This window comes from Mycobacterium sp. NGS67, assembly GCF_059812185.1.
In genome coordinates, this window is record NZ_JCALCF010000008.1 from 116,267 (window position 1) to 137,147 (window position 20,881).

At 66.0% G+C, this 20,881-nt stretch carries 15 protein-coding genes; 11 read left to right on the top strand and 4 right to left on the bottom strand.

Annotated elements, in window-relative coordinates; translation table 11 throughout:
- Positions 1 to 9: 9 nt before the first annotated feature.
- From AC5Y4D_RS09765 to AC5Y4D_RS09800, 8 genes are read left to right on the top strand one after another with little or no spacing between them, the layout of a single operon-like run.
- A complete protein-coding gene (locus tag AC5Y4D_RS09765) occupies positions 10 to 873 on the top strand; it encodes an alpha/beta fold hydrolase (protein ID WP_500037047.1) in 864 nt (287 codons plus the stop codon).
- On the top strand, positions 873 to 2,585 hold the full coding sequence (locus tag AC5Y4D_RS09770; RefSeq protein WP_500037048.1) for a bifunctional 3-(3-hydroxy-phenyl)propionate/3-hydroxycinnamic acid hydroxylase: 1,713 nt from the start codon (positions 873 to 875) through the stop codon (positions 2,583 to 2,585). The genes AC5Y4D_RS09765 and AC5Y4D_RS09770 overlap by 1 nt, the downstream gene beginning before the upstream one ends.
- Positions 2,533 to 3,450: a 3-carboxyethylcatechol 2,3-dioxygenase gene (locus AC5Y4D_RS09775; RefSeq protein ID WP_500037049.1), complete on the top strand. Its 918-nt coding sequence runs from the start codon at positions 2,533 to 2,535 to the stop codon at positions 3,448 to 3,450. The genes AC5Y4D_RS09770 and AC5Y4D_RS09775 overlap by 53 nt, the downstream gene beginning before the upstream one ends.
- Positions 3,447 to 5,186, top strand: a complete 1,740-nt coding sequence (locus AC5Y4D_RS09780) for an FAD-binding protein (RefSeq protein ID WP_500037050.1) — start codon at positions 3,447 to 3,449, stop codon at positions 5,184 to 5,186. Before AC5Y4D_RS09775 ends, AC5Y4D_RS09780 begins: the two co-directional genes overlap by 4 nt.
- A gap of 1 nt (position 5,187) precedes the next feature.
- On the top strand, positions 5,188 to 6,489 hold the full coding sequence (locus tag AC5Y4D_RS09785; protein WP_499943467.1) for an LLM class flavin-dependent oxidoreductase: 1,302 nt from the start codon (positions 5,188 to 5,190) through the stop codon (positions 6,487 to 6,489).
- Between the two features lie 9 nt (positions 6,490 to 6,498).
- Positions 6,499 to 7,314, top strand: coding sequence for a coniferyl-alcohol dehydrogenase (locus tag AC5Y4D_RS09790; protein ID WP_500037051.1), 816 nt, complete (start codon positions 6,499 to 6,501; stop codon positions 7,312 to 7,314).
- Positions 7,314 to 8,303 (top strand): cyclase family protein, encoded by a 990-nt coding sequence (locus AC5Y4D_RS09795; protein ID WP_500037052.1) that lies wholly within the window; start codon positions 7,314 to 7,316, stop codon positions 8,301 to 8,303. The genes AC5Y4D_RS09790 and AC5Y4D_RS09795 overlap by 1 nt, the downstream gene beginning before the upstream one ends.
- Positions 8,303 to 9,130, top strand: a complete 828-nt coding sequence (locus AC5Y4D_RS09800; protein WP_500037053.1) for an alpha/beta fold hydrolase — start codon at positions 8,303 to 8,305, stop codon at positions 9,128 to 9,130. Before AC5Y4D_RS09795 ends, AC5Y4D_RS09800 begins: the two co-directional genes overlap by 1 nt.
- Here AC5Y4D_RS09800 and AC5Y4D_RS09805 read toward each other — a convergent pair.
- The gene (locus AC5Y4D_RS09805) at positions 9,118 to 10,722 is read right to left on the bottom strand and encodes a multicopper oxidase family protein (RefSeq protein WP_500037054.1); all 1,605 of its coding nucleotides are present in this window, start codon (positions 10,720 to 10,722) and stop codon (positions 9,118 to 9,120) included. The two genes, AC5Y4D_RS09800 and AC5Y4D_RS09805, sit on opposite strands and share 13 nt — an antisense overlap.
- A 240-nt stretch (positions 10,723 to 10,962) precedes the next feature.
- Here AC5Y4D_RS09805 and AC5Y4D_RS09810 point away from each other — a divergent pair, with 240 nt between their 5' ends.
- Complete coding sequence (locus AC5Y4D_RS09810; protein WP_500037055.1) at positions 10,963 to 12,345, top strand: HNH endonuclease signature motif containing protein; 1,383 nt, start codon at positions 10,963 to 10,965, stop codon at positions 12,343 to 12,345.
- A 16-nt stretch (positions 12,346 to 12,361) separates the two neighbouring features.
- Here the strand turns inward: AC5Y4D_RS09810 and AC5Y4D_RS09815 are convergent, their stop codons facing one another.
- Positions 12,362 to 13,555, bottom strand: a complete 1,194-nt coding sequence (locus AC5Y4D_RS09815) for a serine hydrolase domain-containing protein (RefSeq protein ID WP_500037056.1) — start codon at positions 13,553 to 13,555, stop codon at positions 12,362 to 12,364.
- A 156-nt stretch (positions 13,556 to 13,711) separates the two neighbouring features.
- Here AC5Y4D_RS09815 and AC5Y4D_RS09820 point away from each other — a divergent pair, with 156 nt between their 5' ends.
- The gene (locus tag AC5Y4D_RS09820) at positions 13,712 to 17,005 is read left to right on the top strand and encodes a helix-turn-helix transcriptional regulator (protein ID WP_500037057.1); all 3,294 of its coding nucleotides are present in this window, start codon (positions 13,712 to 13,714) and stop codon (positions 17,003 to 17,005) included.
- Between the two features lie 7 nt (positions 17,006 to 17,012).
- On the opposite strand, the gene AC5Y4D_RS09825 is transcribed toward AC5Y4D_RS09820, so the two are convergent.
- On the bottom strand, positions 17,013 to 17,768 hold the full coding sequence (locus tag AC5Y4D_RS09825; RefSeq protein WP_500037058.1) for an SDR family oxidoreductase: 756 nt from the start codon (positions 17,766 to 17,768) through the stop codon (positions 17,013 to 17,015).
- A 141-nt stretch (positions 17,769 to 17,909) separates the two neighbouring features.
- On the opposite strand from AC5Y4D_RS09825, the gene AC5Y4D_RS09830 reads away from it, so the two are divergent.
- On the top strand, positions 17,910 to 18,719 hold the full coding sequence (locus AC5Y4D_RS09830; protein WP_500037059.1) for an SDR family oxidoreductase: 810 nt from the start codon (positions 17,910 to 17,912) through the stop codon (positions 18,717 to 18,719).
- Positions 18,720 to 18,749: 30 nt separating this feature from the next.
- On the opposite strand, the gene AC5Y4D_RS09835 is transcribed toward AC5Y4D_RS09830, so the two are convergent.
- The gene (locus tag AC5Y4D_RS09835) at positions 18,750 to 20,873 is read right to left on the bottom strand and encodes a catalase (protein ID WP_500037060.1); all 2,124 of its coding nucleotides are present in this window, start codon (positions 20,871 to 20,873) and stop codon (positions 18,750 to 18,752) included.
- Positions 20,874 to 20,881 lie beyond the last annotated feature (8 nt).

Sequence of the window (20,881 nt, forward strand, 5' to 3'; positions counted from 1 at the left end):
GAAGGAACCGTGGCCGAGTTCGAAAGCGTGTGGAGCGACCTGCAGGGCGTGCCCTTCGAGCAGGGGTACCTCGACGCCGAAGGGGTACGCACCCGCTATCTGCGGGCGGGCGACCCGAGCCAACCCGTGCTGATCCTGCTGCACGGCTCCGGTGGTCACGCCGAAGCCTATGTCCGGAATCTGGCCGCGCATGCCGAGCACTTCTGGACCTGGTCGATCGACATGCTGGGGCACGGATACACCGACAAACCGGGTCACCCGCTCGAAATCCCGCACTACGTCGAACATTTGATGACCGTGGTACGCACGATCGGTGCCGACCGGATCAGGCTCAGCGGCGAGTCGTTGGGCGGTTGGGTGGCCGCGCGCGCCGCGATCGACCACCCCGACGTCATCGAACGCCTGGTACTCAACACCGCGGGCGGTTCCCAGGCCGACCCGATGGTGATGAAGCGCATCATCACCCTGTCGATGGCCGCCGCCGAGGATCCCACCTGGGAGACCGTGCAGGCGCGGATCAAATGGTTGATGGCCGACAAGACCAGGGGTTACGACGACCTGGTCGCCAGCCGGCAACGCATCTACCGGCAACCGGGATTCGTGGCTGCCATGCGCGACATCATGGCGCTGCAGGATCCGGAGATCCGGGCTCGAAACCTGTTGGGGCCGAACGAATACGGCGCCATCACCGCGCCCACGTTGGTGCTGTGGACCAGCGACGACCCCACCGCCGACGTGCCCGAAGGCCGGCGCATCGCCTCGATGATCCCCGGTGCGCGCTTCGAGGTGATGCCAGGGTGCGGTCACTGGCCGCAGTACGAAGACGCCAAGACCTTCAACCAACTGCACATCGACTTCCTGCTGGGCCGCTGATGGATGGCACCGGACCGGCTCAGGACGGCGCCGAGAACTTCGACGTGCTGGTCGTGGGCGCCGGTCCGGTCGGTCTGACCCTGGCCAATATCCTTGGCTTGCAAGGTGTTCGCACACTGATCGTCGAGGAACGCGCGACCCTGATCGACTATCCCCGCGGCGTGGGGCTGGACGACGAAGCGCTGCGCACCTTCCAGTCGATCGGCCTGGTGGACCAGGTGCTTCCGCACACCGTGCCGAACCAGATCCTGCGGTTCTACGACCGCAAACGCCGGGTGCTCGCCGAAATGGCGCCACCGGACGCGCGATTCGGCTGGCCCAAGCGCAACGGCTTCGTGCAACCACTGGTCGACGCCGAATTGCTGGGCGGTCTGGCACGATTCGAACATGTGCAGGTGCGCTGGGGACACCCGATGATCTCTTGCGCGCAGACCGACGATTCGGTGACCGCCGAACTCGGCGGCGGGTCGATTGTGCAGGCACGCTATGTCGTCGGCTGCGACGGCGGGCGCAGCGCCACGCGCGGCATGATGGGTGTGTCCTTCGACGGCACCACGTCACCCACCCGTTGGCTGGTCGTCGACATCGCCAACGACCCGTTGGGCCACCCCAACAGCGAGGTCGGGGCCGACCCGGAACGTCCGTACGCGTCGATCTCGATCGCGCACGGAATCCGCCGGTTCGAGTTCCTGATCCACGCCCACGAAACCGACGAACAGGCGGAGGATCCGGCATTCCTGACCCGGATGCTGGCCCGCATGGTGCCCCACCCCGATCGGGTCGACGTGATCCGTCGCCGGGTCTACACCCACCACTCGCGCATCGCCGGCGCCTTCCGCAGCGGTCGCATGCTGCTGGCCGGGGACGCCGCGCACCTGATGCCGGTGTGGCAGGGACAGGGCTACAACAGCGGCATCCGGGACGCCGCCAACCTGGGCTGGAAACTCGCCGCCGTGGTCAACGGCCAAGCCGGCGAAGCGCTGTTGGACAGTTACGACGTGGAACGACGCAAGCACGCGCGGGCGATGATCGATTTGTCGACCATGGTGGGTCGCGTCATCTCGCCGACGAATCGCCGGGTCGCCACCGCGCGTGACGTGCTGATCCGATCGGCGTCGGTGGTGCCGACCCTCAAACGCTATGTACTGGAGATGCGCTTCAAGCCGATGCCGCGCTACGAACAGGGCGCGGTGGTGCATTCGAAGACCGTTGGGCAGCAGTTGGATTCGCCAGTGGGCACGTTGTTCATCCAACCTCGGGTGGATACCCGCACGCAGCAGAACGTCCTGCTCGACGATGTGCTGGGCTCCTGGTTCGCGGTGCTGTGCTGGAACAACAACCCGCGCAGCATCCTCGGCGAGCGCGCCTTCGCGGACTGGAAGGCGTTGGGCGCCCGCTTCGTAGCCTTGCGGCCGCAGACCCAGCTGCACTGGGCCGGGCACGACGACCCCGACGTGCTGGTGGTGGGGGACCGGTCCGGCGCCCTGAAAGCCTGGTTCGACGTGCACCAGGAATCGGTGGTCTTCTTGCGCCCGGACCGGTGCATCGCCGGGGCGTGCATCGCGCAACGCTCACCGGAGTTGAGTGCCGCCCTCGTCGACGCGCTCGCGCTGACACCGCGAGGAGGTGAAGTCGACAGTGCCACTGGCTCTTTGCTGTATGTCCCACAGCCCGCTGCTGAATCTACCGGGGCCGCCGCGGGATCTGCTTGACGAAGTCGAAGCCGCGATCGCGCAGGCACGGGACTTCGTCGCCGATTACGACCCCGAACTCGTCGTCGTCTTCGCCCCGGACCACTACAACGGCTTCTTCTACAAGGTGATGCCGCCGTTCTGTATCGGGCTGCAGGCCAACGGGATCGGTGACTACGGCACCCATTCTGGTCCGTTGGACGTCGCCGAGGACATCGCCGGTGAATGCGCGCGGGCCATCCTCGGTGCCGGGGTCGACATCGCGGTGTCGACCAGCATGGACGTCGACCACGGCACCGTCCAGCCGTTGGAGAAACTGTTGGGCAGCGCCACCGCCTGTCCCGTGATCCCGGTCTTCATCAACGCGATCGCGGTGCCGCTGGGACCGTTGCACCGGTGCCGCGCCTTGGGCACCGCGGTCGGCGATTTCGTTGCAACCCTGGACAAGAGGGTGTTGCTGGTCGGGTCCGGTGGGCTTTCCCACAGCCCGCCGGTGCCGACGTTGGCGACGGCCGCCCCGGCGGTGCTGCAACGGATCGTGCACGGCGAACCGATGACCACCGAACAGCGCCAGGCCCGGCAGACGCAGGTCATCGAAGCGGCCAAGAGCTTCGCCGGCGGAGACAGTGACCTGCAACCGCTCAATCCGGCGTGGGATCACCGCTTCCTGGACCTGTTGGACAGCGGACACCTGGCCGATCTGGACCAATGGTCGAACTCGTTCGTGACCCACGAGGGCGGCAGTTCGGCACACGAGATCCGCACCTGGATAACGGCTTTCGCAGCACTGGCGGCCGCGGGCCCCTATCGCACCTCGCTCCGCTACTACAAGCAGGCGGCCGATCTGATCGCCGGTTTCGCCATCCGCACGGCGGTGCCGGCGTGAACTCGGCTGCGGACGACTTCGACCACCAGGTGGACGTGCTGGTCGTGGGATCCGGCGGTGGCGGCATGACGGCCGCGCTCACCGCGCACGCGTCCGGACTGGACACGCTGGTCATCGAGAAGTCACCGCAATTCGGCGGATCGACCGCACTGTCCGGCGGAGGCATCTGGATCCCGGGGGCGCCCGCTCAACGCAGGGCGGGCTACTCGCCGACACCGGATGGCGTCGTGGAATACCTGCGCCGGATCACCGACGGACTGGTCAGCGACGCACGGCTGCGGCAGTACGTCGAGTCGGGGCCACGCATGCTGGAATTCCTGGAAGAACTCAGCCCGTGGCTCGAATTCGTCTGGAAGCCAGGGTATGCCGACTACTATCCGGAGCTGCCCGGCGGATCCGAGCTCGGCAGCACCATCAACGTGCCGCCCATCGACCTGCGGGAACTTGGTGAAGATGAGCAACGGCTGCTGACGCCGTTGGCGTTGGCGCCCAAAGGAATCTGGCTGGGGCCGAAGGAATTGCGGTCCTTCTACCGGATCCGGCAGTCCTGGGAGGGCAAAGGGGTACTGCTGAAGCTGATCTCGCGGATGGTCCGGGCCAGGGTCCTCGGCGAGCGGATGGCGGCGATCGGTCAGTCGCTGGCGGCCCGGTTGCGGCTGGCAATGAAGGACCGCGGCATCCCGCTGTGGCTGGACACACCGATGACCGAATTGCTCACCGACGCCGACGGATCGGTGATCGGTGCGGCCGTGGACCGCGACGGCGAGCGCTGGCGCATCGGGGCGCGCCGCGGAGTGATCCTGGCCTCGGGCGGCTTCGACCACGACATGGCCTGGCGCAAAGAGCATCAACCCGTCGTCGACCAGGACTGGAGTTTCGGTAACCCGGCCGCCACCGGCGACGGCATCCACGCCGGCCAGCAGGTGGGCGCGGCCGCCGATCTGCTCGACGAAGCCTGGTGGTTCCCGGCCATCCAATGGCCGGACGGGCGAATGCAATTCATGCTCAACGAACGGATGATGCCCGCACAGTTCATCGTCAACGGCGCCGGTGAGCGCTTCATCAACGAGGCGGCACCGTACATGGATTTCGGTCACGCGATGATCGAAGGCCAGAAATCCGGCGTGACGCACATCCCGTGCTGGTTGATCACCGACCACCGATCCTTCAACCGCTATGTGGTCGGCGGTCATCTGCCGATTCCGAAGGTGCCGGGAGCCCCGGTGCCCACCGGACGCAGGGTGCCCGCCGCCTGGCTGGAATCCGGCGTCGTCAAGGCCGCATCGTCCTGGGAGGATCTTGCCGACAAGATCGGTGTTCCGGCACAACGACTTCGGGCCACCGCCACCCGGTTCAACGAGTTGGCCCACCGGGGACATGACGACGATTTCAACCGTGGTGACAGCGTCTACGACAACTACTACGGCGACCCGACGCTGCCCAACCCGAACCTGTATCCGCTGGGCGAGCCGCCCTATTACGCGTTCCGCATCGTGCTCGGGGACCTGGGCACCTCGGGCGGACTGCGCACCGACGAGTTCGCCCGCGTGCTGCGCGCCGACGATACCTTGGTGCGCGGACTCTATGCCGTCGGGAACGTCTCCGCACCGGTGATGGGACGCAGTTACGCCGGCGCCGGCGCCACGATCGGACCCGCCATGACTTTCGGTTTCGTTGCGGCGAAACACGTTGCCGCACAAGCCTTATCTAATACCCCAAGATCCTATAGGAGGTAACATGAAAATTTCCCTGTTCTACGAGTTCGCCCTGCCGCGGCCGTGGGTGCCCGACGACGAGCGCCAGATGCTGCAGGACTGCCTGGACGAAGTCGAGGCCGCGGACAAGGCCGGGTTTTCCACCGTCTGGCTGACCGAGCACCACTTCCTCGAGGAGTACTGCCATTCCACCGCACCGGAGATGTTCTTGGCGGCGGCCAGTCAGCGCACCAAGGACATCCGGCTGGGATTCGGCATCATGCATCTGCCGCCGGCGGTGAACCATCCGGCCCGGGTGGCCGAGCGCATCGCCACCCTGGACCTGATCTCCAACGGGCGAGTCGAATTCGGCACCGGCGAGTCCTCGTCGGTGGGTGAACTCGGCGGCTTCAACATCGACCCCGCCGACAAACGCTCACAGTGGGAGGAGGCGCTCGAGGTCTCGATCCGCTGCATGGTCGAAGAGCCGTTCTCCGGGTTCAAGGGCGAGCACATCGAGATGCCCGCCCGCAACGTCATTCCCAAGCCGCTGCAGAAGCCGCACCCGCCGGTCTGGGTTGCCTGCACCCGGCCGGCAAGTGTGCAGATGGCGGCCCAGAAGTGCATCGGCGCACTGAGTTTCGCCTACACCGGCCCCGGGCCGCTGACCGAGCGGGTCAACGGCTACTACAAGGAGTTCGAGGAGAACGGGGTGCCGATCACCCCGCAGATCAACCCGAACATCCTGGCCATCGGCGGCGACCTGTCGATGATGGTCGCCAAGACCGACGAGCAGGCGCTCGAGCGGCTCGGCAAGGGCGGCGGGTTCTTCTCGTTCGGCATCATGCACTACTACATGACCGGTGTGCACACCCCGGGGCGTACCGGGGTCTGGGAACGCTATCTGGAAGAGGTCGAGAAGGACCCCACGCTGGCCTACGGTCCCGGCCGCGGTGCGATCGGCTCACCGGCCACCGTGCGCGAATTCCTGCGTGGCTACGAGGAAAGCGGCGTGGACGAGATCATCCTGCTGCTCAATCCACGCAGCCATGAGGGAACCATGGAGTCCATCGAGCTGATGGGCAAAGAGGTGCTGCCGGAGTTCATCGAACGTGACCGCAAGGCCGTGGCCGACAAGGCCACACGGCTGGCGCCGATCATCGAGAAGGTCGAGGCCCGACGGCCCGAATCCACCATCCCGCCATTCGACGAGCACTACTCGTTCGGCGGCCTGCCGACCGGACGGGGTGGAAAGTTCACCGCCAGTGAGATTCCCGAGGCGATGGCCGAGATCAACGAGGGCCGCGTCCAGGCGGCGCAACGGCTGAAGGAACAGGGCAAGTGAGCTGAGGAGTTGACCCGAATCGACGAGCTGTGGCGTTACGACGACCGTCACGCCGTGGTCACCGGGTGCGCGTCGGGCATCGGTGCGCATGTCGTGCACCAGCTCAGCGAACTCGGCGCCCGGGTCACCGGGCTGGACCGGCGACGGCCCGCTGCCGAGCTCGATGAGTTCCACGAAGTCGACCTGGCCGATCCCGCCTCGATCGACCAGGCCGTCGCGGCCATCCCCGGACCCGTCGACGCCCTGTTCAACGTCGCCGGTGTCTCATCGGGAATCGGTGACCCGCAACTGATCGTCACCGTCAACTTCCTCGGTCTGCGGCAGCTGACCGAAGCGCTGCTGCCCCGGATGCCCGCGGGGGCATCGATCGTGAGCGTGTCGTCGCTGGCCGCAGCGGGCTACCGCGAGCATCTGCGTGATGTCGCGCCGCTGTTGCGCACTCCCACGATGCAGGACGGCATCGATTGGTGCGCACGGCATCCCGACACGTTGGGGACCGGTTATCAACTGTCCAAGGAAGCGCTGATCCTGTACACCATGCGTAGCGCCGTGGAGCTCGGCGCGCGGGGCATCCGGATCAACTGCACCGGACCGGGTGTCACCGAGACTCCCATCCTCGACCAGCTCCGCACCGCCTACGGGCCGCAATTCCTCGACGACATCCCCAAGCCGCTGGGACGGGTCTCCGATCCGGCGGAACAGGCCGCGGTGCTGCTGTTCTTGAACAGCCGCGCGGCAAGCTATATTTCGGGCCAAGTCGTGTGGGTGGACGGCGGGAACATCGGCGCTGCCATCGCCCGTGAACTCGAGGAAGGACGACCTTGATGGCCACCATGGCCGAATTCCGCCGCGTTGCGGCCGATCTGAGCAATTGGGGCCGTTGGGGCGACGACGACGAGCTGGGCACCTTGAACTTCATCACCGCCGACAAAATCCGGCAGGCGGCCGGTCTCGTCCGGCACGGCAAGGTCTTTCCGCTCGGAGTCGACTTCGGGTCGTCGGGGCCGCAAGGAGCATTCGGGTTCCGGCACAACCCGATTCACGTGATGACCGTCGACGGGGGTGACGCGTATACCCTGACCCAATACGGTCCCGGCTGGAAACAGAACCCGACGGCCGATCAGCTGAGCAGCTACCTCGCCGACAATCCGTTCCGCTTCAACGACGACATGATCATCATGCCGCTGCAGGCCGCCACTCAGTGGGACGCGTTGTCTCACGTGTACTACGAGGACCAGCTGTACAACGGGTTTCCCGCCGGCTCGGTGACCAGTCTGGGGGCCTACCACTGCGGCATCGACAAGGTCGACGTCAAGGGCATTACGTCGCGCGGGGTGTTGCTCGATGTGGTGCGCCATCGCGGCGCGGAGGTGTTCCTCGAACACGGAAACCCCATCACGCCAGAGGAACTGGACGAGGTGGCCCGTGCGCAGGGCGTCACGATCCAGAGCGGCGACATCGTGCTGGTCCGAACCGGCTGGTGGACAAGGTTTCTGATGACCGGGGACAAGGTCGAGCCCTATTCGGGACTGGACTGGCGTTGTGCGCAGTGGCTGCACGACAACGAAGTTGCCGCCGTGGCCGCCGACAACCTTCAGGTCGAGGACCCGGTTTCCGGTGTCGACGGCCTGTTCCTGCCTTTTCATCTGTTGTGCCTGCGCGACATGGGGCTGATGCTCGGCGAGTATTGGGATCTCACCGCGCTGGCGGCCGACTGTGCCACCGACGGCGTCTACGAGTTTCAGCTCGTCGCTCCGCCTCTGAGATTCACCGGCGCCGTGGGATCTCCGGTCAACCCGATCGCGATCAAGTGATGGAGGTTCATCGCCGAACCGTCGAGGTCGACGGGCTCGTCACGAGTTATCTCGAGGCGGGACAGGGTGATCCGGTGCTGTTGCTGCACGGCGGTGAGTTCGGTGCCAGCGCCGAACTGGGTTGGGAGCGCAATATCCCCGCGCTGGCAGCAAGGTATCGAGTGCTGGCGCCCGACCAGCTCGGGTTCGGTCAGTCCGCGAAGGTCATCGACTTCGTCAACAGCCGGGCGATGCGCATCCGGCATGTGGCCCGGTTCTGCCAGGTGCTGGGGATCGATTCGGCGCATTTCGCCGGGAACTCCATGGGCGCAATCAATCTGCTCACCGACGCGACGTCGGAAACGCCGCTGCTGCCGGTGCGCAGCATGGCGATCATCTGCGGCGGCGGGGAGATCCAGCAGAACCACCACTTCGATGCGTTGCAGCAGTACGACGCGACGCTGCCGGCGATGCGCAACATCGTCGAGGCGCTGTTCTGCGACCCCGGGTATCCGGCCGACGAGGACTACGTGTGGCGACGCTACGCGTCGAGCACCGCGCCAGGGGCATGGGAGGCGGTGGCCGCGGCACGCTTTCGCCGGCCCAATGCCGCCCCGCCGGCCACGCCGTCGAGCGCGCGGGCCTATGAGCGCATTGGCGTGCCGGTATTGGTGGTCGAAGGCGGCGCCGACAAACTGCTGCCATCCGGTTGGGCCGCTGAGATCGCCGGGCAGATCACCGGCGCTTCATCGGTGATCGTCGACAACGCCGGTCATTGCCCGCAGATCGAGCAGTCGTCGGTGGTCAACGAATTGCTGCTGGACTTCTTCGACTGCTACGCGAGGTAGTCCAACCGCGTCATCATGCCCGCGTGCTGGTGATAGGTGTTGTGGCAGTGCAGGGCCCAGGTCCCGGGGTTGTCGGCGGCCAGGACGGCGCGCATCTTCTGCTTGGGCAGCACGATCACCGTGTCCTTGCGGGCGCCCAGTGTCCCGTCCGGCCGGACCACCTGAAAGGTGTGCCCGTGCAGGTGAATTGGGTGATACATCATGGTCGGGTTGTCGAACGTCAGGGTCGGCCGCTGCCCCTCTCGAATGTGCAGCGGTTCGGTCCTGCTGTAGGGCTCGCCGTTGATGGTCCAGTCGTACTTGGCCATCGTGCCGCCGAGTACCACCGGCAAGTCCAGGTTGCCATCGGGTCGGCCGAGGTTGACCGACGTTGCCGCAATGAACTTGTCGACGGTGCCGACCCGCCGGTCGAGTTCCTGCGGCCTGAACTGGGGGTCCGGCGGACCGCCCTTTCCGGTGGAAAGCAGCGCGCGAGCCACGGCGTTCTTGCCTTCGGCGGCCGCGACCAGCGGGAACACCCCGTCTGCTGCGGTCACGACGACGTCGTAGCGCTCGGCCATGCCGATCAGCAATGCGTCGACCTGCATCGGGATCACCGGATAGCCATCGGTGTGGGTGACCGTCATCGAATGTCCGGCGAGCGCCACGCGGAATGCGGTGTCGGACGCGGTGTTGATGAAGCGGATCCGGATTCGCTGGCGCGGCTTGGCGGTGAAAGTTGTTGCGGCTTCCGGAATTCTGCCGTTGATCAGATAGTAGGGGTAGGCGATGTCCCCGGCGTCGCCGCCGAGCAGGGTACTGCTGCCGACCGCTCCGGTGGCCGGCATTCCCGGCATCCCGCTGGTCGGACTGGCCGGACTGGACGAGGTCGTCGAGGTCGTCGCCCGTGTCGGGGTAGTCGTGGTGGGCGAACGGGTCGGTGTGGCCGAAGCCGACGGTGATGTGGTGGCGGGCGACGGTTGCGGCTGCATCGGCGGCTTGTTCGGGTCGGTCAACGCGTCGTAGAGCTGCTGCGGGGACTTGCCGACTCCGTCCGTCCAATCATCCAGGACGACAATCCATTCCGCGTCGTACTGGCCGCGCTCGGTTGGGTCGTCGACGATGAACGGCAAATAGAGGCCTTTGTCGGCGTCGAGACCGGTATGGGGATGGGCCCAGTAGGTACCCGAGTTCGGGACGGAAAAGCGGTAGGTGAAGTCTCGGCCGGCCGGGATGTTCGGGGTGGCGGGCTCGGCACCGTCCATGTCGTTGCGGATCGCGATGCCGTGCCAATGCACTGACGTCGGGCGGTCGAGTTTGTTGGCGACCGACACGACGACCTCGTCGCCGATGTTCGCCCGGATCAACGGGCCCGGAATGGTGTCGCCGTAGGCGAACGTGTCGACGATCTTCCCGCCGATATCGACCTTGGTCGCCTGCGGGGCCAAGGTCGCCGTCACCGTGCGTCCACTGTGCGGGCGGGCGGCCTCAGCTGCGGCGATGGCGTTCGACAGAGGCGAGCTTGCCGCCCTCGGCCGTCCGCAGGCCACTACCGCAAATCCTCCGGCGATACCGGCGGCGATGAACCCGCGCCTGGTCAGCGGTACCGGCATTGACAGCTCCTTGTCTGCGTCCACTCGAGTGGGGTTTTTCGAATGCGCCTTCCACCCTGCTCAGGTAGCGCGGACATCGCAACTTGGTCGGCGTCCTGCGGGTGCGGACCTCGATCGACCGCACGCACGGCTCCGGCGCATTCGGATGGTCGTGTTCGCCGTGAGCGAAACTGTCTGCGCCGCTTGAATTCTGCTTCGGCCGCGCCCGGAGTTGTCGGTGCCCCTCAATAGAATCATGGCATGCCGGTCAGCACGTACGCGGAGATCGAGGAGGTCCTCGTCGCGTATGGTGATGTTTTGGATCGGTTGTGTGAGTTGAGTTTTGATGCGCAGGACAATTCGCGGCGGATGGAGATCATGGACCGCATCGAGCGGGGGATCCGTCGGGCGCGGGTGCCTCAGCACGCGTTGATCAATCAACTCGGTGCCGAAGCCACCGCGCAGGAGCTGGGGGGTTCGTTGCGCGAGGCGTTGGCGAACCGGTTGCGGATCACCAAGGCCGAGGCCGCTCAGCGCATCGCCCACGCCGCGGATCTGGGTCCGCGCCGCGCGCTCACGGGGGAGCCGCTGGAGCCGGTGTTGCCGGCGGTGGCCGCCGCCGAGCGCGAGGGGCTGCTCGGCAGCGAGCAGGTGGGGATCGTCCAGAAGTTCTTCAAGAAGCTCCCTGAGGCGGTCGACGCGCCCACCCGTGCTGATGCCGAAGCCAAGCTGGTGTTGGTGGGCACCGGGTTTCGCCCCGATGAGCTGGCCGAATACGCCCGGGTCCTCAAGGACTGTCTCAAACCCGACGGCGACTTCGTGCCCGACGAAGCCGACGAGGCCGAGCGGGCCCGCAGCAGACGCGGCATCACCATCGGGCGCCAGCAGGCTGATGGGATGTCCAAGATCAGCGGGCTGATCTCCCCGCAGTTTCGGGCCACCCTGGAGCCGGTGTTGGCCAAACTGGGCGCCCCGGGCATGTGTAACCCCGCAGATGAAAACCCGACGGTCGACGGGCGCGCCCCGCAGGAGGCGGTGCAGCGTGATGCCCGCAGTGCTGAGCAACGCAACCATGACGGGCTGCTGGCCGCGCTGCGCGCGCTGCTGATGTCGAAAAAGTTAGGCCGCCATCACGGGTTGCCGACCTGCATCGTGATCACCACCACCCTGGCCGAACTCGAAGCCGGCGCCGGACACGGGCTGACCGCCGGAGGCACCCTGTTACCGATGGCCGATGTGCTCGCCCAAGCCAGCCATGCCTACCAATATTTGGCGGTGTTCGACAAGGACAAAACCAAAGCCCTCTATCACGGCAAGCGCATCGCTTCGCCCGAGCAGCGGCTGGTGCTGCTGTCCAAGGAGCGCGGGTGCACCTGCCCGGGTTGTACGGTCAAGGGCTACTGGACCCAGGTCCATCATCTGGAGGGCTGGTTCGCCAAGCGCCGCACCCACATCGACGAGCTGACCCTGGCCTGCGGACCGCATAACCGCATGGTCGAACTACGCAAATACACCACCTGCAAGAACGCCCACGGCCAAACCGAATGGATCCCGCCCAAACATCTCGACCACGGCCGCCCCTACGTCAACTGCATGCACCACGCCGAAACACCGCTCAAACCCGACGACGACGAACCCGAATGACCCGTGCTCAAAGTGGTTACACGGCAGACCCGTTCAGCGCCCGGTACACCAGGCGGGTGTATTTCTCGGTGCGGTCGGAGCCGGCCGATGTGACCTGCCCCATCTTGTTCATCACGTAGGCGAACGTCATCCGACGATCCAGATCCATCACTACGGTCGAACCGCCCCAGCCGCCCCAATAGCAGATCCTGCCGTCCGGGATGTCCGGCACTGCTTCCTTCTTGGGCAGAGCAAAGCCGATACCCCACCGGGCCGGCATACCAAGCACCAGGTCAACTCCATTGGCCTGTTCATCGAAGATCAGATCGACAGTTTCCGGCCGAAGCACATGGCGGCCATCGACGTTGCCGCCCAACGAGATCGCCCGCAGCGACTGCACCAACGAACGGGCGTTGCCGTGTCCATTAGCCGCGCCGATATCCGCACGCCGCCATGCGGTCGTCTGGGCCAGCAACGCAGCCTCGGAGTTCGGCGCAAGCATGCCGAACGTCTTGCGCATCGGATGGTGCTCCGGCACCGCGTCCAGCGGCACGTCGAGTGGTGGGGGAGGAATCAGCTCGGCGATGCGCGCGTCGTCCTCGGGTCGCGCTCCGATCTGGATATCAGCTCGCAGGGGTGCCGCGATCTCCTGACGCACGAATTCTTTCAAGGTCAGACCAGAGATTCGCCGGATGACCTCCCCGATCAGATGGCCGCTGGTCACCGCGTGATACCCGGACGCGGTGCCGGGTGTCCACCACGGCGCCTGAGCGGCCAGTTGTGCGGTGGACTTTTTCCAGTCGTAGACCTCTTCGATGCTGAACGGGAGCTCCCATCCCGAGACTCCGGAGGTATGGCTGAGTAAGTGGCGAACCTGGACGTCCTGCTTTCCGTTTGCGGCGAATTCCGGCCAGTACCGGGCGACGGGAGCGTACGGGTCCAGGCTGCCGCGGTCGATGAGCAGCAGTGCCGCCAACGCCGTGACGTTCTTGGTACTGGAGAAGACGTTGACGATGGTGTCCCGGTCCCATTGGCGGGTCCTGGCCTGATCGGCATATCCGCCCCAGACATCGACGATCATCTCGCCGTCGATGTCGACCGCTATGGCCGCGCCGAGCTCACCGCCGGTGCTGAGTTCGTCGGCCAGAGCCATGACGAGGTCGCTGAACCGGCGGTCGTAGTGCCCCGCCACTACGGTGTCGATTGCGGTCTGACAGAACTGTTGGGTCATTTTGAATCTCCTTGAAGTCCGGATATCCCGACTATCGGGCGCGATCCGGCGAACAGCATTGGTCGGATCGCGTAAATCCGCACCGTCCACGCGAGCGCGTTTTCTACGCATTTGTGCTGATGTGGTGACACGTCGGCACGGGGCATGCTGGCTAACATGAGTGGGACCCCGGTGAAGTGGAGCGAGTTGGGCGTGCACGAACTTCCGACCGGAACGGTGACGTTGCTGCTGGCCGACATCGAAGGATCCACGGGCCTGTGGCAAGACCGCCCGGCCGAGATGACCGACGCGGTGACGCGCCTGGACGAGACGTTGTCACGACTGGTCGACGTCCATCACGGGGTGCGCCCGGTCGAACAGGGCGAAGGCGATAGCTTCGTGATCGCGTTCACCCGGGCAAGTGACGCGATCGCGTGCGCCTTGGATATCCAGCGCGCGCCGCTCGCGCCGCTGCGCCTGCGCATCGGCCTGCACACCGGAGAGATCCAGCTGCGCGATGCGGCGAATTACATCGGCTCCACCATCAATCGGGCCGCCCGGGTGCGCGACCTGGCCCACGGTGGCCAGACGGTGCTCACCGCAGCGACCGAGCAACTGGTGATCGATCACTTGCCTGCCGGAGTGTGGTTGACCTACCTGGGCAGTCATCAGCTACGTGACATCGCGCGCGCGGAACGCATCGCTCAGATGTGCCATCCGGACCTACGCGTCGAGTTTCCGCCGTTGCGATCCTCGAAAAGCGGTGCAGCACAATCGTTGCCGGTACCACCGACCAGCTTCGTCGGGCGGCAACGCGAAATCGCGGAATTGAGGACTCTTTTCGAAGAGCACCGATTGGTGACGTTGACCGGTTCGGGCGGTGTCGGCAAGACGCGTCTCGCCATCCAGTTGGCGGCGCAGTTCGGCGACGAGGTCGGCGCGTCATGCTATTTCGTGGACCTCGCTCCCATTACCGACCCCGACCTCATCGAGGCAGCCGTCGCGCAAGCCGTTGGTCTGCACAACCAACCGGGACGGTCGATCGTCGAGACCCTCGCCACCCGAGTCGCGGACCGTAAGACACTGATCGTCCTGGACAACTGCGAGCACGTGTTGGAAGGCGCCGCCGCGCTCGTCGTCGCCCTCCTGAGCAGTTGCCCTTCCGTTCGGTTGTTGACCACCAGTCGCGAATCGCTGCGCGCCGCAGGGGAGGTGAATTGGCAGGTACCGTCGCTGCGCTTGATGGACGAGGCAGTGGAGTTGTTCAGCGCGCGAGCCCGTAGTGTCCGGCCTGATTTCGCTGTCACCGTTGACAATTCGGAGACCATCGCAGAGATCTGTCGCCGTCTGGACGGCATGCCGCTGGCGCTCGAGCTCGCGGCCGCGCGCATGCGGGCACTGTCGGCCCGCGACATCCGCGACAGTCTCAACGACCGATTCGAGTTGCTGACCGGCGCACACCACGCCGCGGTGCGACGCCAACAGACGCTGCGCGCCTCGGTGGACTGGTCGCACTCGATGCTCACCGACGGCGAGAGCGTTCTGTTCCGACGACTCGGGGCGTTTGCCGGAGGTTTCGACCTGGACGCCGCGGTAGCGGTGTGCGGCGGGACCGGTGCCCAGCGCTACCAGGTGCTCGACCAATTGACCCTGTTGGTGGACAAGTCGCTGGTCCACGCCGACGACATCGCCGGCCGTGCGCGATACCGGATGCTGGAGACCATCCGTGCCTACGCGGTCGAAAAGCTCGACGAGTCCGGTGAGGCCGGCGCGGTGCGCGGTCGTCATCGCGATCACTACGCCGCGCTGGCTGCCGAACTGGACGCGCCCTCGCGCAATACCTTCCGGCGCAGCATCGGACGCGTCGAGGCCGAAATCGACAATGTGCGAGCAGCATTCGACTACTGCTGCGAGATCGGGGAGAACGCGACCGCCCTGCAGCTTGCGTCGTCGTTGCAGCCGCTGTGGCAGGGGCGCGGACGTCTGCCCGAGGGACGGGCCTGGTTTGCCGCGGTCCTCGATGGCGACGGCTTCGACCCGGACGGTATGGACCCGGCGGTACATGCTCGCGCCATCGCCGACCGGACCGTGCTGGATTCCCTCACCATCGTCACCGGAAACTGGGACGAGGCTCGCCGGTCGGTCGAGATTGCCCGCCAACTGGGCGACCCCGCACTGCTGGCCCGGACACTCACCGCATGCGGCTGCATCGCCGGACTCGACTTCGACACCGCGGCACCGTATCTGACCGAAGCCATTCAGCTGTGCCGGTCGACCGGTGACGACTGGAGGCTCAGTCAGATCCTGGGTAGGCGGGCATATCTGGCCGCCATGGCCGGTGATCCGGTGGCGGCGTTGACGCTGGGCACCGAGGGGGCAGACCTTGCCGACGCGCTCGAGGATTCGTCGAACGCGCAGATGTGTCGTTGGGCGACCGGCATGGCCCAGATGTTGTGCGCGGACTTGGAGGGCGCCATCGACACTTTCCGGTCGGTTGCTGCCGAATGCGAAGCCGACGGCGATGCCCTGGTCGCGTTCCTGTGTCTGGTCAGCCAGGGCTGCGCACTGACCTATCACGGCCAGATCGCCGCGGCCCGACGGGTCGGTCGCGCGGCGATGACTGCAGGAGCAGAACTCGGCGGCGTGGTGCTGGAGCGGGCGGCGACCACCGTCATGGCCATGGCGGCGGTGGCCGACGGCGATGTCGTCTCGGCACGCGAGTTGCGTGCCAGGGTCTGGGAATTGCCGGCCGTGCAGCGCGGATCCGTTGCCATCACCTCGATGGCCCAGTGCGCGCATCTCGAGGGTGATCCGACCAAGGCGCAAGCGGTGGCTGACGAGGCCGTCGCCACAATGGCCGGCTGGCACAAGATGTTCGCGTTGAGCATCCGCGCCGCCATCGCGGTGGATCGCGGCGACAACGACCAGGCCCGGCGTGACGCCAACCAGGCGCTGTCGATGGCCCTGGACAATCAGGGGCGTCTGCAGGTTCCGGCGATCCTGGAGGTACTGGCCAGACTGGCTGTCGACGCGGGAAATCACCTCGATGCCGCAAGGTTGCTGGCGGCGGCGGCGGTGATCCGTGACCGCACCGGCGAGTTCCGGTTGCCCATGTTCGACGACGCCTACGTCATGGCGGTCGAGTCGTGCCGTAACACTCTGGGAGACAGTCCTTTCCAGGAAGCCTGGGGCGAAGGCGCGGCCATGTCGGCCGATGACGCGATCAACTATGCGTTGCGTGGACGTGGCGAACGCAAGCGACCCGCCAGCGGGTGGGCGGCATTGACGCGGACCGAACTCGACGTGGCGCGTCTGGTCAGCCAGGGGCTGGCGAACAAAGACATCGCAGAACGACTTTTCGTCTCGCCGCGCACCGTGCAGGCGCATCTGACGCACATGTACACCAAACTCGGCTATACCTCCCGGGTGCAGCTTGCTCAGGAGGCTGTGCGGCAGACTCAGTTGCCGTAGCCCGCCATCACTGTTGGGAGCCGGCCCAATCCTCGAAGCGTGTCTCGCAGATGGTCACGTCCTCACCCTCGACCGGCACGATGCTGCGGCCGTCGAGCACGGCACCGAAGTAGGTAGCCGTCGGGTCCGTCACCACTTCGCGCGGATCGCCGTGAGCCGCAAGGCCGATGCGCACGAATTCGTCCATGCCGTATCGCTGCGGACCCGCGATGTTGGTGATCCGGTTGAGCGGCGGGTTCACAGCCGCGCGGGCGACGGCGGCCGCGACGTCTTGCGCGGCGATCGGCTGGATGGCCGCGTCGTGCGACAGTCGCACCGTGTTCCCGTCGGATGTGGAGTCGGCGATGCCCTTGACGAACTCGAAGAACTGGGTGGCCCGCACGATGGAGTAGGGCGCGCCGGACTCGGTGATCAGCCGCTCTTGAGCGGCCTTGGCGCGCAGGTAGCCGCTTTGCGGCACCCGGTCGGTGCCCACGATCGACAGGGCGACGTGATTCTTCACTCCGGCTGCCCGTTCGGCCTCCAGCAGATTCGCCGTCGAGGTGGTGAAGAAGCTCAGCACGTCGTCGTCGGCGAACGACGGCGAATTGGCCACGTCGACAACGACATCCACGCCCGACATCGCATCCGCGACGCCCTCGCCGGTCACGGCGTTGACTCCCGAACGCGGCGATGCCGCGACGGCCTCGTGTCCCAGTTCGCTGAGGTTCGCGACGACCTGCGAGCCGATGAGCCCGGTGCCACCGATGACCAAAACCTTCATTGCCATGCCCTTCCCACCGCCCGAGTAGATAGCCCGTCCAGCATGGCGCAACGGTCCGCCGAGACCAAAGGCGACCCGGAGAGACCGTCATCTTAAATCAACTGCTTGACTTAATGCCGGTCGCGCCGATTAACTCGACGGGTGGTCAATGAATTGGCGGACAAGGTAGCCCTCGTCACCGGCGGCGCTTCGGGCATCGGCCGCGGCATCGTGCAGCGATTCGCAGCCGAGGGCGCGCGCGTCGTGATCGCCGACGTGCAACAGGAATCCGGCGAGCAGCTGGCGCGCGACCTGGGCGACTCCACGCTGTTCCACCGCACCGACGTCTCCGATCCCGAACAGGTCGGCGCGGCCGTGACGACCGCTGTCGAGAAGTTCGGCGGACTGCACGTCATGGTGAACAACGCGGGGATCTCCAGTCCGCTCGGGCGGTTGCTCGACGACGACTTCGCGCATTTCCATCGCGTGATGGCGGTCAACGTCCTTGGGGTGATGGTGGGCACCCGAGACGCGGCCCGGCACATGGTGGCCAACGGTGGCGGCTCCATCATCAACGTGAGCTCGATCGGTGGCATCCTGGCCGGCGGCGGTGTCGCGACCTACCGCGCGTCCAAAGCCGCGGTCATCCAATTCACCAAGTCTGCGGCAATCGAGCTGGCGCACTACGAAATTCGAGTCAACGCCATCGCTCCGGGCAACATACCCACGCCGATCCTGGCGTCGTCCACCCAGGGCATGGATGCCGAGCAACTGGAGCGTTTCGAGGCGTCGATCCGCCAGACCATGCGCGATGACAGGCCGCTCAAGCGGGAGGGCACGCCCGACGACGTCGCAGAGGCGGCGCTGTACTTCGCCACCGACCGGTCCCGCTATGTCACCGGTACCGTGTTACCGGTGGACGGCGGGACGGTCGCCGGCAAGGTGATCCGGTCGCGCAAACGCGAGACATGACATGGTACGCATCGTCGGCAGCGGCCAGCGTCACTTCTTCTTGTTCTTGCCCGGCGGGACCGCCGACGCCAGCACCTTCGGCTCGCGCGCCCACACCCGGTGCATCCCGAGCGCGGCCAAGAGAGCGGCGGTGGCCTTTTGATCGACGTCGTCGGAGACCAGCACCCCGGGGTCGTCGGGTGAGATTCCCGCCTGCGCCAGGACAGCGACGCCGTCTCCCCAGGCGCCCACCGGCTTGCAGTGCCGGAAAGCCTCCTGCAGCAACGTCACCAACTTGATGTCCCCGCTGGGCTGGGTGCCCGCGGCGACGATCACGGCATCGAACTCGACGGACCGCGCGGTCAGCAACGTACGCTCGACGATCTCGACCCGTCGTCCCGACTTGAGTTTCCCGCCCACCGGCGCGGTGAGCATCGGAACCGCGCCGGCGGCCAGCACCGCCTTGATCAATTTCGACACACCCGCGAGATCGGAACCCGCATCGGCGATGATGCCGACCTTGCGGCCGTCGACCGGACCCGGCTCGGCATAGACCTGGGACAACGCCGCCGACGTCTGCACCTCTTTGGGTGGATTGCCTTTGGGCGCAGGCAAACCCAGACCGGCCGCGACCTGTTCGCATAGGTCGGTGTCGACGTTGGCCAGTACCTCCAGCTCACGTTCCTTGATCGCCTGCTCGTAGCACTTGCCGAGTTCGAAGGTGAACGCCTCGATGACGTGCAGTTGTTCGACCCGGCTCAGGCTGCGGTAGAACATCGCCGGTTGGGTGAAGTGGTCCTCGAACGAAGTCGGATTCTCCCGAACGGCCGGGCCGTTGATGGCGCGCGGCGTCTGGACATACCCACCGTTCCCGGCATCGGCCACCTCGGGTTCGCCGTCGTCGATGCTGTTGGGACGGTAGGGCGCGATGCCTTCGTGGATCGCCGTCTGGTGCATCCCGTCGCGCAACATGTCGTTGACCGGGCAATGCGGGCGGTTGATCGGCAACTGGGCGAAGTTGGGTCCACCCAGCCGGGTCAGCTGCGTGTCCAGGTAGGAGAACAGCCGCGCCTGCATCAGCGGGTCGTTGGTGGGTTCGATGCCGGGAACCAGGTTGCCGGTGTGGAAGGCCACCTGCTCGGTCTCGGCGAAGTAGTTGGTGGGATTGCGATTGAGCGTCAGCTTGCCGATGAGCGTGACCGGAACCAGTTCCTCCGGAACGATTTTCGTCGGATCCAGCAGGTCGATCCCCTCGTAGGTCTCGGTTCCGTCGTCGGGCATCACCTGGATGCCGAGCTCGTATTCGAAGAAGGCACCCGCGTCGATGGCGTCGGCCATGTCGCGGCGGTGGAAGTCCGGGTCGCAGCCCGCGGTGATCTGCGCTTCTTCCCACACCTGGGAATGGACTCCCGCCACCGGCTTCCAATGGAACTTGGCGAGGCTGGTCTTGCCCTTCCGGTTCGTCAGCCGGAAGGTGTGCACACCGAACCCCTCCATGGTGCGATACGAGCGGGGGATGCCGCGGTCGCTCATGTTCCAGAACACGTGGTGGGTGGCTTCGGTGTGCAGCGACACGAAGTCCCAGAACGTGTCGTGGGCGGATTGCGCCTGCGGGATCTCGCGATCCGGATGGGGCTTGGCGGCGTGCACGACGTCCGGGAACTTGATGCCGTCCTGGATGAAGAACACCGGCATGTTGTTGCCCACCAGGTCGAAATTGCCTTCGTCGGTGTAGAACTTCACCGCGAAGCCGCGGGTGTCGCGGACGGTGTCCGCCGAACCGCGTGACCCCAGCACCGTGGAGAACCGGCAGAACACCTCGGTCTTCCTGCCCTTGCGGGCCAGGAAGCCGGCCCGGGTGTAGTCCGACGCGGTGCCGTAGGCCTCGAACACGCCGTGCGCGGCCGCGCCCCGCGCGTGCACCACCCGCTCGGGGATGCGTTCGTGGTCGAAATGCGTGATCTTCTCGCGCAGGTGGAAATCCTCCAGCAGGCTGGGGCCACGGTTGCCGGCCTTCAGCGAGTGGTCGGTGTCCGGCAGGCGCACCCCTTGAGCGGTGGTGAGGTACTTGCCTTGCTGGCTACGCGGGTCGGCGTCGCTGTCGGCGTTGCTGGTTGCGCCGGTCGCGCTGGCGCGACGGGGGGCGGATTGCGAGGGCTTACGGGCAGGTGGCATGTTTCAAC